This is a genomic window from Pseudarthrobacter sp. efr-133-R2A-89, from assembly GCF_030209315.1.
Lineage (GTDB): Bacteria > Actinomycetota > Actinomycetes > Actinomycetales > Micrococcaceae > Arthrobacter.
The window spans coordinates 261733-275204 of record NZ_JARVSE010000001.1; the positions used below are offsets into that span (position 1 = coordinate 261733).

Sequence of the window (13472 nt, forward strand, 5' to 3'; positions counted from 1 at the left end):
TCAAGGCCGTCCTGTGGGATATGGACGGGACCATCGTGGATACCGAGCCGTACTGGATCGCCGCTGAGCGGGCACTGGTTGAGGCGCACGGAGGTACCTGGAGCCACCAGCAGGCCATGCAGCTGGTTGGACAGTCATTGACTTTTTCTGCCGGACTGTTGCAGCAGGCGGGTGTGGAGCTGGAAATCCGCGACATCATCGACGCCCTGACGGCGCAGGTCATCAGCAGCGTCCAGCAGCAGGTGCCGTGGCGGCCCGGTGCCCGTGAGCTGTTGGAAGAACTCCACCAAGCCGGGGTGCGGTGCGCCCTGGTCACCATGTCCGAAGGCCCACTTGCCCGGGAGGTGGTGGCCAACCTTCCCAGGCCCTACTTCGAAGTGCTGGTCACCGGTGACACCGTCACCCGGGGCAAGCCGCATCCGGAGGCCTACCTGACGGCAGTGGAGTTGTTGCAGGAAGCCGACCCCGAGCTCGGCATCCACCATTGCGTCGCGCTGGAAGATTCCGTGCCGGGCGTGGCTGCAGCGGTTGCCTCCGGGGTCGCAACGGTGGCAGTGCCGCACATCGTTCCCCTGCCCGACCATGACAGCTACGAACTCTGGGACTCCCTGGCCGGCCGGTCACTGGGAGAGCTGGAAGCCCTGCTGGTGGGTGCGGGTTCCCGTGGCCACGCGGCACCCGCCCCGGGTGATCCCCGTGGCTGACCACAGCGCGAAGCCCGGCACCGGCCAGGATGCCCCCGCACGCCGCGAGGGGATCCCGCTGGGACGGATCGCCGGCGTCCCCGTGGTCCTTGCCTACTCATGGTTCGTCATCGCGGCCTTTACCGTAATCGTGTACGGACCGGTCCTGGCACGGAACAACCCCGTGCTGGGCGCCAGTGCCTACGTCGTCGCTTTCGCCTACGCCGTCCTGTTGCTGATCTCTGTGCTCGTGCATGAACTGGCCCACGCCCTCACCGCGAAAATCTACGGCTGGCCCACCCAGAAAATCGTCCTGAACCTCTGGGGCGGCCACACCCAGTTCGAGAGCTTCACAGCGTCCCCGGGACGCTCGGTAGTGGTGGCCCTTGCCGGACCGGCAGCCAACTTCATCCTCGCCGGGGGTGCATGGCTGCTGTTGCCCCACCCTTCAACCGGGAGTGTCGCCGAGATCCTGACAAACATCTTCATGTGGGCCAACTTCCTCATCGGTGTCTTCAACGTCCTTCCGGGCCTTCCGCTGGACGGAGGCCGCATGGTCGAGTCCATCGTCTGGAAAGCCACCGGCAGCCAGGCGAAGGGCACCGTGGCCGCCGGCTGGGGCGGACGGATCATCGTCCTCGCCATCGCCTATTGGTTCCTGATACGCCCCTTCCTCGCCGGTGACCGCCCCGACTTCAGTTTCCTGATGATCACCATCCTTGTGGGTGGCTTCCTGTGGATGGGCGCCTCGGCATCCATCCAACAAGGGACACTGCGCGGCAGGCTCCCACTGGTCAGTGCCGCGGCTTTGTCCATGCCCGCTGCCGGCCTGCCCGCCACCGCAACTGCCGGAGACGCCGTCCGCCTCTCCGAAGGCGGGGCAAGGGCAGTGGTGGTCTGCGGACCGGACGGACGGCCGCAAGGCGTGGTGGACCCGGATGCACTCAAGTCAGTCCCCGCCGCCGCGGCGGATTCGACGCCGATTGATGCCGTCTCCTTCCCGCTTGCGGGCGGCGCGTACGTTCCTGAGTGGTCCAAGGGGCAGGAGCTGGTCCAGTTCCTGTCCCAGGTTGCGGGCCGCCACTACGCCGTGGTGGACCACAACGGACAGGTCACCGGGCTGTTGACGCAGGAAGCCGTCCTCGCAACCATCACAGGCAAGAGTCTGAGAAACGATAGCTACCCTCAGGGCCAGAACCGGTAGAGTTACCTGCCGGTCATGCATTGCCGCCGCCAACGCCAACTGGCGCCCCGAGGGGCCAAGGGAGCGCGGCACAACCAGGTTTACAGGAGCGAGGAAAAATCATGAGCAGCGAAACTGTCGTCAACGACGCCAAGGGCGCAGCACAATCCGGTGTTGCCGCCAGCGGCTCGCAGCCGGTGGGAGCCGCCCGTCGCCGCGGGCCTTTCCGCGAGGGCGAACGCGTCCAGCTGACTGACGAACGTGGCCGGATGAACACCATCACCCTGGAGCGTGGCGGCGCCTTTCACACGCACCGCGGCTTCCTGAACCACGACGAGATCATCGGCCAGGTGGATGGTTCCGTCGTGGTGAACAATGTGGGCCAGCAGTACCAGACACTGCGCCCGCTGCTTTCCGACTTCGTTCTCTCCATGCCGCGTGGCGCCGCCGTCGTCTACCCCAAGGACGCGGGCCAGATCGTCACCATGGCGGACATCTTCCCCGGCGCACGCGTGGTGGAAGCCGGCGTCGGCTCGGGTGCCTTGTCCATCTCCCTGCTGCGTGCGGTCGGCGACAACGGCTACCTCCACTCCTTCGAACGCCGCGAGGAATTCGCCGACATCGCCCGCGGCAACGTGGAGACCATCTTCGGCGGCCCGCACCCTGCCTGGCAGATTTCCCTCGGCGACTTCCAGGAGGAAGTGGTCAAGGCCGAGGCCCCCGGCTCCGTCGACAGGGTGGTCCTGGACATGCTGGCACCGTGGGAATGCCTCGACGCCGTGGCCACGGTCCTCGCTCCAGGCGGCGTGTGGATCAACTACGTAGCCACCGTCACGCAGCTCTCCCGGACGGCCGAGGCCATCCGCGCCGACGGTCGCTTCACGGAACCCGATGCCTGGGAGTCAATGGTCCGCGGCTGGCACCTTGAAGGCTTGGCCGTTCGCCCCGACCACCGCATGGTGGCCCACACCGGTTTCCTCCTGGTCACCCGCCGGCTCGCCGACGGCGTCACCGGCATCTCCGTGAAGCGCCGCCCTTCGAAGACCGAATTCAACGAAGAAGACGTCAATGCCTGGACCCCCGGTGCCGTAGGGGAGCGGGCGGTGTCGGACAAGAAACTCCGCCGGGCCGCCCGGGACGCCATTGCCGGCACAAATGTCGTGGACACCCCCGAGGTTACGAACTAGTCCATATTTCGGGAGTCTCCATCCCTACCCGCCCTCTTGGGACTAATGTCTTAAGAGAAGCGCAGGAAGGGGCTGATACATCATGGAGACTCCAAACCAGGACTCCGGACGTACACCGGCAGAGCAGTCTGCCGCCAACGACCTCTCGGTTGCTGACCGCCAGGTCAACATACTTCGGGACAAGCTCAGGCACATCGACCGCCAGCTCGCAGCGGCAACCCAAAACAACACCAAGCTGGTCACCATGCTTGAGACCGCGAAAGCGGAAATCCTGCGGCTTAAGAACGCCTTGGACCAGGAAGGACAGCCGCCGTACAGCTTCGGCACCATCCTGCAGATCAATCCCAAACGGCAACCCGCCCCGGGCAGCAGCGGTCAGGCCGCCACCGAGGAATCAGTGGACATCTTCAATGCCGGCCGGAAGATGCGGGTGGGCATCAGCCCGCTGGTCAACATCAGCCAGCTGGCGGTCGGGCAGGAAGTGCTGCTCAACGAAGCACTCCTGATCGTCGCCGGGCTCGGCTATGAGCGGGCCGGCGAGCTTGCCACGCTCAAGGAGATGCTGGGACGCGACCGCGCCCTGGTGGTCGGCCGTGCGGACGAAGAACGCGTCGTCCGCCTGTCCGGTGCCCTCCTGGCCGAAAAACTCCGGGTCGGCGATGCCCTTTCCATCGATTCACGCACCGGATATGCGCTGGAGAAAGTACCACGTTCCGAAGTGGAGAACCTGGTCCTTGAGGAAGTCCCGGACATCACCTACGAGGACATCGGTGGCCTCGGGCCCCAGATCGAACAGATCCGCGACGCCGTCGAACTCCCGTTCCTGCATCCGGACCTCTATCGGGAGCACGGGCTGAAGGCCCCCAAGGGCATCCTCCTCTACGGTCCGCCCGGCTGCGGCAAAACGCTGATTGCCAAGGCCGTGGCCAATTCCCTCGCGGCCCGGGCGGCAGAGCGGTCCGGGAACGTGGATCTCAAGAGCTACTTCCTCAACATCAAGGGGCCCGAACTCCTCGACAAATATGTGGGCGAAACGGAACGGCACATCCGGCTGATCTTTTCCCGCGCCCGGGAAAAGGCCTCCGACGGCAGCCCCGTGGTGGTCTTCTTCGACGAGATGGACTCGCTGTTCCGTACGCGCGGCACCGGGATTTCGTCCGACGTCGAGACCACCATCGTGCCCCAGCTCCTGAGCGAGATCGACGGCGTGGAACGCCTCGACAACGTGATCGTGATCGGCGCGTCCAACCGTGAAGACATGATCGACCCCGCGATCCTTCGACCGGGCCGCCTGGACGTTAAGGTCAAGATCCAGCGCCCGGACGCGGAAGCCGCCGCGGACATCTTCAACAAATACATCACCCCCGACCTGCCGTTCCACGAATCGGACCTGGCCGAACACAACGGTGACGTCCAGGCGACGGTTGACGCCATGGTCCAGCGCACCGTCGAAGCCATGTACTCCACGGACAAGTCCAACGAGTTCCTGGAGGTCACCTACGCCAACGGCGATACCGAGATGCTCTACTTCAAGGACTTCAACTCGGGCGCCGTGGTCCAGAACGTGGTTGACCGGGCCAAAAAGTACGCCATCAAGGATTTGCTGACCTCGCACCAGAAGGGACTGCGGATCGAGCACCTCCTGCGCGCCGTGGTGGATGAATTCCGCGAACATGAGGACATGCCCAACACCACCAACCCTGACGATTGGGCGCGCATCTCCGGGAAAAAGGGCGAACGGATCACCTACATCCGTACCATCGTCCAGGGCAAGGCCGGGCAGGAGCCCGGGAAGTCGATCGAAACCATGCCCACCACGGGACAGTATCTATGACGGGTGCATCAGGACCCGCCGTCGGGGACGCCCTCCCTGCCGGCGGGGCCATGCGGGTGATGGGAGCGGAAACCGAATACGGCATCCATGCTCCCTCCGCACCCTCGGCCAACGCCACCATGATGAGTGCCCGCGTTGTCCAGGCCTACGCCCAGGTCACCCGGCAGCGAGCCGCCGGGGGAGCGGAAACCCGGTGGGACTATACGGATGAAGAACCCCTGCATGATGCCCGGGGCTGGACGGTGGACCGCGGATCGGCACATCCCAGCCAGCTGACCGACCAGCCACCCGTGCTTGACGCCGAGTCCGTAGCGTTGGCGTACGGCCGTGAGGAACTCGAGCTCGACGGCCAGGACGAGTCCGGGTCCCTGTTAATGAACATGGTCCTTGGCAACGGGGCACGGCTGTACGTTGACCATGCCCACCCGGAGTACTCAAGCCCCGAGGTGACCAACCCGCGCGACGCTGTTGCCTGGGACGCAGCGGGCGACCTGGTCGCCCTGGCCGCGGTCCGGCGCCTGGCAGCCGACCCCTCCCTGCCTCCGGTCAATCTCTACAAGAACAACACCGACAACAAGTCCGTTTCCTATGGATCGCATGAAAACTACCTCATGCCCCGATCCGTTCCATTCGGCGATATCGTCCGCGGACTGACGCCCTTCTTCGTCAGCCGGCAGGTGGTGTGCGGAGCCGGTCGCCTGGGACTCGGCCAGGACAGTTCCACCCCCGGTTTCCAGGTCAGCCAGCGGGCCGACTTCTTTGAGGCGGAAGTCGGGCTGGAAACCACCATCCGCAGGCCCATCATCAACACCCGGGACGAGCCCCACGCTACTGCGGACAAGTATCGCCGCCTGCACGTGATCATTGGGGATGCCAACCTCAGCCAGGTGTCCAACTACCTCAAGTTCGGTACCACCGCCATGGTCCTTAGCCTGATCGAAGCCGGGCTGGCACCAAAAATCGAGGTCTACGAGCCTGTCGCCGCACTGAAGACGATCAGCCACGATACGTCGCTGACGGCAAAGCTGCGCCTGATGGACGGCCGTCGGGTGACGGCGCTGGACCTTCAGTGGATGTATCACGAGGCCGCAGCAAAACTTGCCCAGGACACCGGTGTGGGTGACGCCCTGGACGGCGACGGCCACACCCACGACGTCCTGGAACGGTGGGCCACCGTCCTGACGCAGCTGGACAACGACCGGACGGCGGCCGCGGGGTCCGTGGAGTGGCTGGCGAAACTCTCCCTGCTGGACGGCTACCGCCAGCGCGACGGATTGGAATGGAGTGATGCCCGGCTCGGCTTGGTGGATCTGCAGTGGTCCGACATCAGGCCGGAAAAAGGCCTCTACTACCGCATGCTCGCCAGGGGCCGGATGCAGCGTGTAATGGACGACGCCGGCATCGCCGCGGCAGTGGCGGAGCCGCCAGAGGACACGCGGGCATTCTTCCGCGGCAAGTGCATCAGCAGCTTCGGCAACGACGTCGTGGGCGCAAGCTGGGATTCGGTGATCTTCGACGTACCGGGCTACGGACGGCTCCAACGCGTGCCCACCCGGGAACCCCTGCGGGGAACCAAAGAGTTGACCGGAGCGTTGTTTGAGCGCTACCGGGAAGCCGGACCGTTCCTGGGAGAACTGCTGGGACACAACAGCGCTCCGCCTGCGGCGTAAACCGCGCCGGAATGCCCGTCCCGTGGCAGGATGGGGATATCGGAGGATCCGCCGGATCCGCCGGAAGAACGAGGAGGGAAACCGATGGCAGGCCAGGAGCAACAGCAGCCGCAGTCACGTGACAGCCAGGTCGAAGACGACATTCCCGAGGCACCCCCGGCACCGCCCGAGGCGCAGGCATCGGCGTCGACCGAAGGCGTGGACGACCTCCTGGATGAAATCGATGGCGTGCTGGAGTCGAACGCCGAAGAATTCGTCCGGGCCTTCGTCCAAAAGGGCGGCCAGTAACCCGGACCCAATGGGTGGCGGAAGCCGCGGCCGGCCGGAATCTGTACCGACGTTGAGGTACCACGTTCAAGGAGTGATGAGTGCAGGAATCAACCGCCAACCAGGTAGCTGCCAACGCCACCTCGTCCTTTACCGAGCATCTGCAGCGGGACCGGCCTGAGCTATTGCCCTTTAGCCGGTCCTTCTCAGGCAGTGCGTCAGCGGCTGCCCCCGTGCAGGTTCCCCACGCCACCACGATCGTGGCGATGAGCTACAACGACGGTGTCCTGATGGCGGGCGACCGGCGGGCCACCATGGGAAATATCATTGCCAGCCGGCACATTGAAAAGGTTTTCCCCGCCGACCGCTTTTCGGTCCTTGGCATCGCGGGAACCGCAGGCATTGCGATCGACCTGACCCGGCTCTTCCAGGTTGAACTCGAGCACTACGAAAAGATCGAGGGCACCCAGCTCAGCCTGGAAGGAAAAGCAAACCGGCTGGGCGCCATGATCAGGGGCAACCTGCCCATGGCATTGCAGGGCCTGGCAGTGGTGCCGCTGTTCGCCGGTTTCGACACCAGCGCCAATGTGGGCCGGTTGTTCTCCTATGACGTCACCGGGGGCAGGTACGAGGAACACGAACACCATACGGTCGGCTCGGGTTCGGTCTTCGCCCGCGGCGCCCTGAAGAAGCTGTGGCGGCCCAACCTCACCGCCGCCGAGGCGCTGTCCGTCGCCGTGGAATCCCTCTACGACGCCGCGGACGATGACTCCGCCACAGGCGGTCCGGATACCGTCCGGCAGCTGTGGCCCGTGGTCTATACCGTGGACAGGACAGGTGCCCGGCGGGTTCCCGACGCCGAACTCTCGACCGCTTCGCGGAATGTCATCGAATCCCGCACCATTGCCGGACGGGAGGCCTGAGATGACGCAGCAGTTCTATGTCTCGCCTGAACAGTTGATGAAGGACCGCGCGGACTTCGCGCGGAAGGGCATTGCCCGCGGCCGCTCGGTGGTGGTGATCAGCTGCGCGGACGGCATCGCCCTGGTCGCCGAGAACCCTTCCCCGTCCTTGCACAAGATCGGCGAAATTTACGACAAGATCGCTTTCGCAGCCGTAGGAAAATACAACGAATTCGAAAGCCTCCGCCAGGCCGGTGTCCGCTACGCCGACGTGCGCGGCTACTCCTATGACCGCGAGGATGTCACCGCCCGCGGCCTGGCCAGCGTCTACGCGCAAAGCCTCGGAGCAGTCTTCACGGCGGAGCAAAAGCCCTTCGAGGTGGAGCTTGCCGTCGCCGAGGTGGGACCCACCCAGGCCGACGACCACCTGTACCGATTGACCTTCGACGGCTCGATCGCAGACGAACACAGCTTTGTCGTCATGGGTGGACAGGCCGAGAAAGTCTCGTCCGCCATCGACGCCGGCTGGCAGGCCTCCCTGGGATTTGCCGACGCCGTCCGCCTCGCGTTGAAAGGGCTAACACCTGCCGCGGACACGGACCAACCTGCCACGCCGCTACCCGCAAGCGCCCTCGAAGTGGCAGTCCTGGACAGGCTTTCCGAAAGCTCCCGCGGGTCACGGCGCGCCTTCCGCAGGCTGAACGACGCGGACATTACGGCACTGCTGGCCTAGGAGGACCACATGGACAAGAGAATCTTCGGCATCGAAACCGAATTCGGGATCTCGTATTCAAGCCCCGATTCGAGGCCTCTTGCTCCGGAAGAGGTGGCGCGGTACCTCTTCCGCAAGGTGGTCAGCTGGGGACGCTCATCCAATGTGTTCCTTACCAACGGGTCCAGGCTCTACCTCGATGTCGGGTCCCACCCCGAGTACGCCACTGCCGAGTGCGATGACCTTGCCCAACTGATCGCCCACGACCGTGCGGGTGAGTTGATCCTGGACGACCTCGTGGACGAAGCCCAGGCCAGGCTTGCAGCAGAGGGTTTCAACGGCACCGTCTACCTGTTCAAGAACAACACGGACTCCGCCGGGAACTCCTACGGCAGCCACGAGAACTACCTCATCCCGCGACGCGGGGAGTTTTCCCGCCTCGCCGAGATCCTGATTCCCTTCCTGGTGACCCGCCAGCTCATCGCAGGGGCCGGAAAGATCCTGAAGACGCCGCACGGGGCCACGTACGCGTTCTCCCAACGAGCCGACCACATCTGGGAGGGCGTCTCCTCGGCCACCACCCGGTCGCGTCCCATCATCAATACCCGGGACGAGCCGCACGCAGATGCCGAGTTCTACCGTCGGCTCCACGTTATCGTCGGGGACTCGAACATGTCAGAGGCCACAGCGCTCATGAAGGTGGGCACCGTGGACCTGGTCCTGCGGATGATCGAAGCAGGCGTGATCATGCGCGACATGCGGATGGAAAACCCCATCCGGAGCATCCGCGAAATATCCCATGACCTCAGCGGGCGGGCACTCGTGCGGCTCGCCAACGGCCGCCAGCTCACCGCCCTTGAGATCCAGCAGGAGTACCTCACCAAGGTCACCGCCTTCGTCCAGGAACATGGCGCGCACAACCCGCACGTTCCAGTCATCCTGGACCTGTGGGAACGGACCCTCCACGCGATCGAAACCGGCGATACCAGGAGCATCGATACGGAAATCGACTGGGCCATCAAGAAGAAGTTGATGGACAACTACCGCGAACGCCATGGCCTGGGCCTGGAGGCGCCCCGCATCGCCCAGCTCGATCTGACGTACCACGACATCTCCCGCAGCCGGGGCATCTACTATCTGCTGCAGTCCCGCGGTGCCGTGCGCCGCATCGTGGACGATACCGTCATCAAGGGAGCCGTGGACACGCCGCCGCAAACCACGCGCGCCAAGCTGCGGGGCGACTTTGTCCGCCGGGCCCAGGAGTTGGGACGCGACTATACGGTGGACTGGGTGCACCTGAAGCTCAACGACCGTGCCCACCAGACCATTCTCTGCAAGGATCCGTTCCGCAGCGTGGATGAGCGCGTGGATGCCCTGCTGGACTCTATGGGCTGACGTCCAGCTTCAGGGTCTATTCTGGATAAGGTCCTTTTAACGGGACCTTCCACGGCATTGTCCGCTGCCAAGCGGACTGCCGTATCCATCTTGCCCCGACGAAAGTTTCCTACGTGCGCCGACTACTAGCAATCCTCCTTCCCGGCCTGCTGCTGCTGACCGCCTGTGGAGGCACAGCTTCACAGCCTGAGCCCACCAGCCAGTCTGCCGGGGAGACTGCAAAGTTCGACTCCCTCAAACTCACGGACAACGGAGACAAGAAGGCCCCTGGTGTGGACTTCGACAAGCCCCTGTCCGTCACCGAACCGACCATCAAGGTCGTTTCCCAAGGCAGCGGCGACGCCGTCAAGGCAAACCAGGTCGCCAAAATTTCAATCCTGGCCCTGAACGGCACGGACGGATCCCAGCTGGAGGACACGTTCCCCAGCGAGCCCGAGAGCCTCGAGCTGACCGACGACCTCAAGACCAGCAGCCCGGTCATCTACAACGCGTTCGTTGGCGCGAAGGTCGGATCCAGCCTGGCCTTGGCCGTCCCCGGCCAGCAAAGTGCACCGTCGGCAAGCCCCAGCCCGTCCGACGGCGCCAGCCCCAGCCCGAGCGCCGCAGCTGATCCCACCCAGCTGCTGATCATCAAGGTCATTTCCGCTGCCGACTCCACTCCCGTCCTGGACAAGCCCCAGGGCGAGACCGTGACGCCGCCTCCCGGCCTGCCCACCGTGACGGAAAAAGACGGCAAGCCGGAAATCAACGTTGCGGGTGCTCCCGCGCCCACTGCACTCGTGTCCCAGGACCTGATCAAGGGCACCGGCGCCACCGTCAAGGAATCGGACACCCTGACCGTGAACTACGTTGGCGTCAACCTCGCAGACGGCACAAAGTTTGATTCCAGCTTCGACCGCGGCCAGCCGGCAACCTTCCCGTTGACGGGTGTCATCAAGGGCTGGACCCAAGGCCTGGCCGGCAAGACGGTGGGCTCCCGTGTCCTGCTCGTCATCCCCAAGGACCTGGCCTACGGCGATGCCGGCCAGGGCCAGGCAAAGGGTGACCTTGTCTTCGTAGTGGACATCCTCGGGGTCAAGTAGCAACACTTACAAGGAGGCCGCATCCTGTCGCGGCACCCACCAGAACACTCACGCAGAGGAGCAAGCATGTCTTTTGGACAGCGGGAATTCGACCGCCAGAAACCCGAGATCGATTTTCCGGAAGGCGACGTCCCCACGGAACTGGTCATCACCGACCTCATAGAGGGCGACGGCCGGGAAGCCCAGGCTGGCGACACCGTCTCCACCCACTACGTTGGCGTCGCCTGGTCCACGGGTGAAGAGTTCGACGCCTCTTGGGGCCGCGGCGCTCCGCTGGACTTCCGGGTCGGCGTCGGCCAGGTCATCCAGGGCTGGGACCAGGGCCTGCTGGGCATGAAGGTCGGCGGCCGCCGCCGCCTCGAAATCCCCTCAGAACTGGCATACGGTTCCCGTGGAGCCGGTGGAGCGATCAAGCCCAACGAGGCACTGATCTTCGTGGTGGACCTCGTCGGGGTCCGCTGACTTTCAGCACACCGCACCAACCAGTGGCGCGGCAGCACCGGGATGTTTCCCGGTGCTGCCGCGCTTTCGGTTTTAGGCGGAGGAGTTTAGTAACGTAGCCAAGGTGTCCGTATCCCGCACTGAACGACTCCTCAACCTGCTGATCGCGCTCCTGAACACCCGCTATGGGCTGCGGCGCAGTGAACTCCGGGACAAGGTCTACCACGATGCTTCCGGCAACGACGTGGCATTTGGACGGATGTTCGAGCGCGACAAGAACGACCTGCGGGCAATGGGCTTCGACGTCGAGACCCTCACGGACACAGGCTGGAGCGAAGACGATCCCGCCACCACGCGCTACCGGATCGGCAAGGAATCCAACAGGCTCCCGGACGTCCAGCTGGGACCGGAGGAATGGACCGTCCTGCTGCTCGCCTCGCAGCTCTGGGAGCGGGCCGCCCTGGGTACGGCGGCACAGAGCGCACTGCGCAAAATCCAGGCCTCAGGGAGGCTGGCGGACGTTGAACTGCCCGCCGGAGTCCAACCCCGGATCAAGCCCGCCGGGCAAGCCTTCGATGACATCGTGGCCGCCATGCATGCCCGGCATCCCGTCAGCTTCACTTACTTGGCCGGCAGCACCGGCAAGGAGGAAGAACGGGTGGTGGAACCCTGGGGCCTTGGCAGCCGCTTTGGCCAGTGGTACCTGATGGGGCTGGACCGCACCCGCAACGCCCCACGGCATTTCCGCCTGTCCAGGTTCACCAGCGCCGTCACGGTAATGAGCAAAGACCAGTACGCCCCGCCAGCGGACTTCAGCATCCGCGCCGCCTTGGACCGGCTGCCTGAACTGCCGCTGCGCACCGCCGTCGTGGACGTCAGGAAGGGGCGCCTCCTCGCCCTGCGCAGCCGTGCCGGAGCAGCCGCAACGCAGGGGCCATCCGGCGAGCCCGCTGCGGGTTTTGACCGGCTTGCGCTGGAGTGCAGGGATCCGGAAGTGCTTGCCGAGGAACTCGCCTCCTACGGGCCGGACGCGCTGGCGGTGGCCCCGGAAGACCTCGCCGCTGCCGTGCGCCGCCGCCTTAGGGCCGCCGCCGCCTTCAGCGCCGCACCTGTGCCCGCGTACACGTTCGTCGACGTCCACCGCCGGGGCGCCCGCAAGGGGACCTCCGAGGACCAGCTCAAGCGCATGCTTCAACTGGTCCCCTTTCTGGTCCACAACCAAGGCCTGCACATCCAGGATGTCGCAAGGCATTTCGGGGTCACCCGCGAGGAGTTGGAGGCTGATCTCCAGATCCTCATCTGCTCCGGGCTGCCCGAGGGTTACCCGGATGACCTTCTTGATATCCAGTGGGAAGACGGCCACGTCTTCATTTCCCAGGATCTGGACCTGAAGCGGCCCGTCCGATTCACCGTGGAGGAAGCCTGCGCACTGCTGACCGGCCTCGAAACGCTCAACGGCCTGCCCGACCTGCCAGGCGGAGGGGCATTGGAATCGGTCACCCTCAAGCTGCTCGCCGCAGCCGGTGAGGAGGGCCTCCGGGCGGCCTCGATCGCGGGCCCGCAGGTGGCACCTGCAGACGCCCAAACCCATGCCACCGTCCGGCAAGCTATTGAAACCCGCTCCCAACTCCGGCTGACGTACCTCTCGCCCCAGCGGGACGCGGTCACGGTCCGGGATGTCGACCCCCTACGGCTCTATTCACTGGACAACACCTGGTACTTCGAAGCCTGGTGCCACAGTGTGTCAGGGCTCCGGAACTTCCGCCTGGACCGGGTGCAGGAGATACACCCCAACGGCGCACCTGCCGGCGGCCACGCCACGCCCGGCGGCGGAGTGCCCGCCAAACTCTTCACCCCCAACGACGACGACACCACAGTGGTCATCCAGCTCACCCGGCAGGGGAGGGGCCTGGCGGACGACTACTACGCGGAGCGCACCGCGGAATTGCCCGACGGCGGTCTGGTGGCCGAGATCAGGTTTGGCAACACCGCCTGGCTGCCCATGTTCGTGGCCCAGCACGGGGGCACGGCCAGGATCCTGGCGCCGGCGGAAGTTGCCGGTGCGGCGAGGGAATGGCTCGCGGCGTCGCTGGCAACCTACGGCGGATAGACTTCC

General features: G+C 65.0%; 12 protein-coding genes. All 12 read left to right on the forward strand.

The annotated features are described in order from the left end of the window. Nucleotides 1-20 precede the first annotated feature (20 nt). The 12 genes from QRM95_RS01205 to QRM95_RS01260 all read left to right on the forward strand — a co-directional run bounded on the left by QRM95_RS01205 (nucleotide 21) and on the right by QRM95_RS01260 (nucleotide 13466). A complete protein-coding gene (locus tag QRM95_RS01205; protein WP_502934922.1) occupies nucleotides 21-704 on the forward strand; it encodes an HAD family hydrolase in 684 nt (227 codons plus the stop codon). After that, nucleotides 697-1887 carry a site-2 protease family protein gene (locus QRM95_RS01210; protein ID WP_285246094.1) on the forward strand — a complete coding sequence of 397 codons (1191 nt, stop codon included), beginning with the start codon at nucleotides 697-699 and terminating at the stop codon, nucleotides 1885-1887. Before QRM95_RS01205 ends, QRM95_RS01210 begins: the two co-directional genes overlap by 8 nt. Before the next feature lie 101 nt (nucleotides 1888-1988). Further along, nucleotides 1989-3053, forward strand: a complete 1065-nt coding sequence (locus QRM95_RS01215; protein ID WP_285246095.1) for a tRNA (adenine-N1)-methyltransferase — start codon at nucleotides 1989-1991, stop codon at nucleotides 3051-3053. An 82-nt stretch (nucleotides 3054-3135) separates the two neighbouring features. After that, nucleotides 3136-4887 (forward strand): proteasome ATPase, encoded by a 1752-nt coding sequence (gene arc / locus QRM95_RS01220; protein WP_285246096.1) that lies wholly within the window; start codon nucleotides 3136-3138, stop codon nucleotides 4885-4887. Next, entirely contained in the window at nucleotides 4884-6557 is a 1674-nt protein-coding gene (gene dop, locus QRM95_RS01225; RefSeq protein WP_285246097.1) for a depupylase/deamidase Dop, read from the forward strand. Before arc ends, dop begins: the two co-directional genes overlap by 4 nt. Nucleotides 6558-6641: 84 nt before the next feature. Beyond that, entirely contained in the window at nucleotides 6642-6845 is a 204-nt protein-coding gene (locus QRM95_RS01230; protein ID WP_018761343.1) for a ubiquitin-like protein Pup, read from the forward strand. A gap of 80 nt (nucleotides 6846-6925) precedes the next feature. Next, nucleotides 6926-7747 (forward strand): proteasome subunit beta, encoded by an 822-nt coding sequence (prcB, locus tag QRM95_RS01235; RefSeq protein ID WP_285246098.1) that lies wholly within the window; start codon nucleotides 6926-6928, stop codon nucleotides 7745-7747. A gap of 1 nt (nucleotide 7748) precedes the next feature. Further along, nucleotides 7749-8459 carry a proteasome subunit alpha gene (gene prcA, locus QRM95_RS01240; RefSeq protein WP_285246099.1) on the forward strand — a complete coding sequence of 237 codons (711 nt, stop codon included), beginning with the start codon at nucleotides 7749-7751 and terminating at the stop codon, nucleotides 8457-8459. A gap of 9 nt (nucleotides 8460-8468) precedes the next feature. After that, nucleotides 8469-9833, forward strand: a complete 1365-nt coding sequence (gene pafA / locus QRM95_RS01245) for a Pup--protein ligase (protein WP_285246100.1) — start codon at nucleotides 8469-8471, stop codon at nucleotides 9831-9833. Nucleotides 9834-9946: 113 nt separating this feature from the next. Next, a complete protein-coding gene (locus QRM95_RS01250; RefSeq protein WP_285246101.1) occupies nucleotides 9947-10915 on the forward strand; it encodes an FKBP-type peptidyl-prolyl cis-trans isomerase in 969 nt (322 codons plus the stop codon). Between the two features lie 66 nt (nucleotides 10916-10981). Continuing rightward, complete coding sequence (locus QRM95_RS01255) at nucleotides 10982-11377, forward strand: FKBP-type peptidyl-prolyl cis-trans isomerase (RefSeq protein WP_285243018.1); 396 nt, start codon at nucleotides 10982-10984, stop codon at nucleotides 11375-11377. Between the two features lie 103 nt (nucleotides 11378-11480). After that, nucleotides 11481-13466, forward strand: a complete 1986-nt coding sequence (locus QRM95_RS01260) for a helix-turn-helix transcriptional regulator (protein ID WP_285246102.1) — start codon at nucleotides 11481-11483, stop codon at nucleotides 13464-13466. The last annotated feature ends 6 nt before the right edge of the window (nucleotides 13467-13472 follow it).

Excerpts from the sequence above, each read along its gene's own strand:
- QRM95_RS01205 (WP_502934922.1), top strand. The coding sequence starts at position 21 with ATGGACGGGACCATCGTGGATACCGAGCCGTACTGGATCGCCGCTGAG.
- QRM95_RS01215 (WP_285246095.1), top strand. The coding sequence starts at position 1,989 with ATGAGCAGCGAAACTGTCGTCAACGACGCCAAGGGCGCAGCACAATCC.
- arc (WP_285246096.1), top strand. The coding sequence starts at position 3,136 with ATGGAGACTCCAAACCAGGACTCCGGACGTACACCGGCAGAGCAGTCT.
- dop (WP_285246097.1), top strand. The coding sequence starts at position 4,884 with ATGACGGGTGCATCAGGACCCGCCGTCGGGGACGCCCTCCCTGCCGGC.
- QRM95_RS01230 (WP_018761343.1), top strand. The coding sequence starts at position 6,642 with ATGGCAGGCCAGGAGCAACAGCAGCCGCAGTCACGTGACAGCCAGGTC.
- prcA (WP_285246099.1), top strand. The coding sequence starts at position 7,749 with ATGACGCAGCAGTTCTATGTCTCGCCTGAACAGTTGATGAAGGACCGC.
- pafA (WP_285246100.1), top strand. The coding sequence starts at position 8,469 with ATGGACAAGAGAATCTTCGGCATCGAAACCGAATTCGGGATCTCGTAT.
- QRM95_RS01255 (WP_285243018.1), top strand. The coding sequence starts at position 10,982 with ATGTCTTTTGGACAGCGGGAATTCGACCGCCAGAAACCCGAGATCGAT.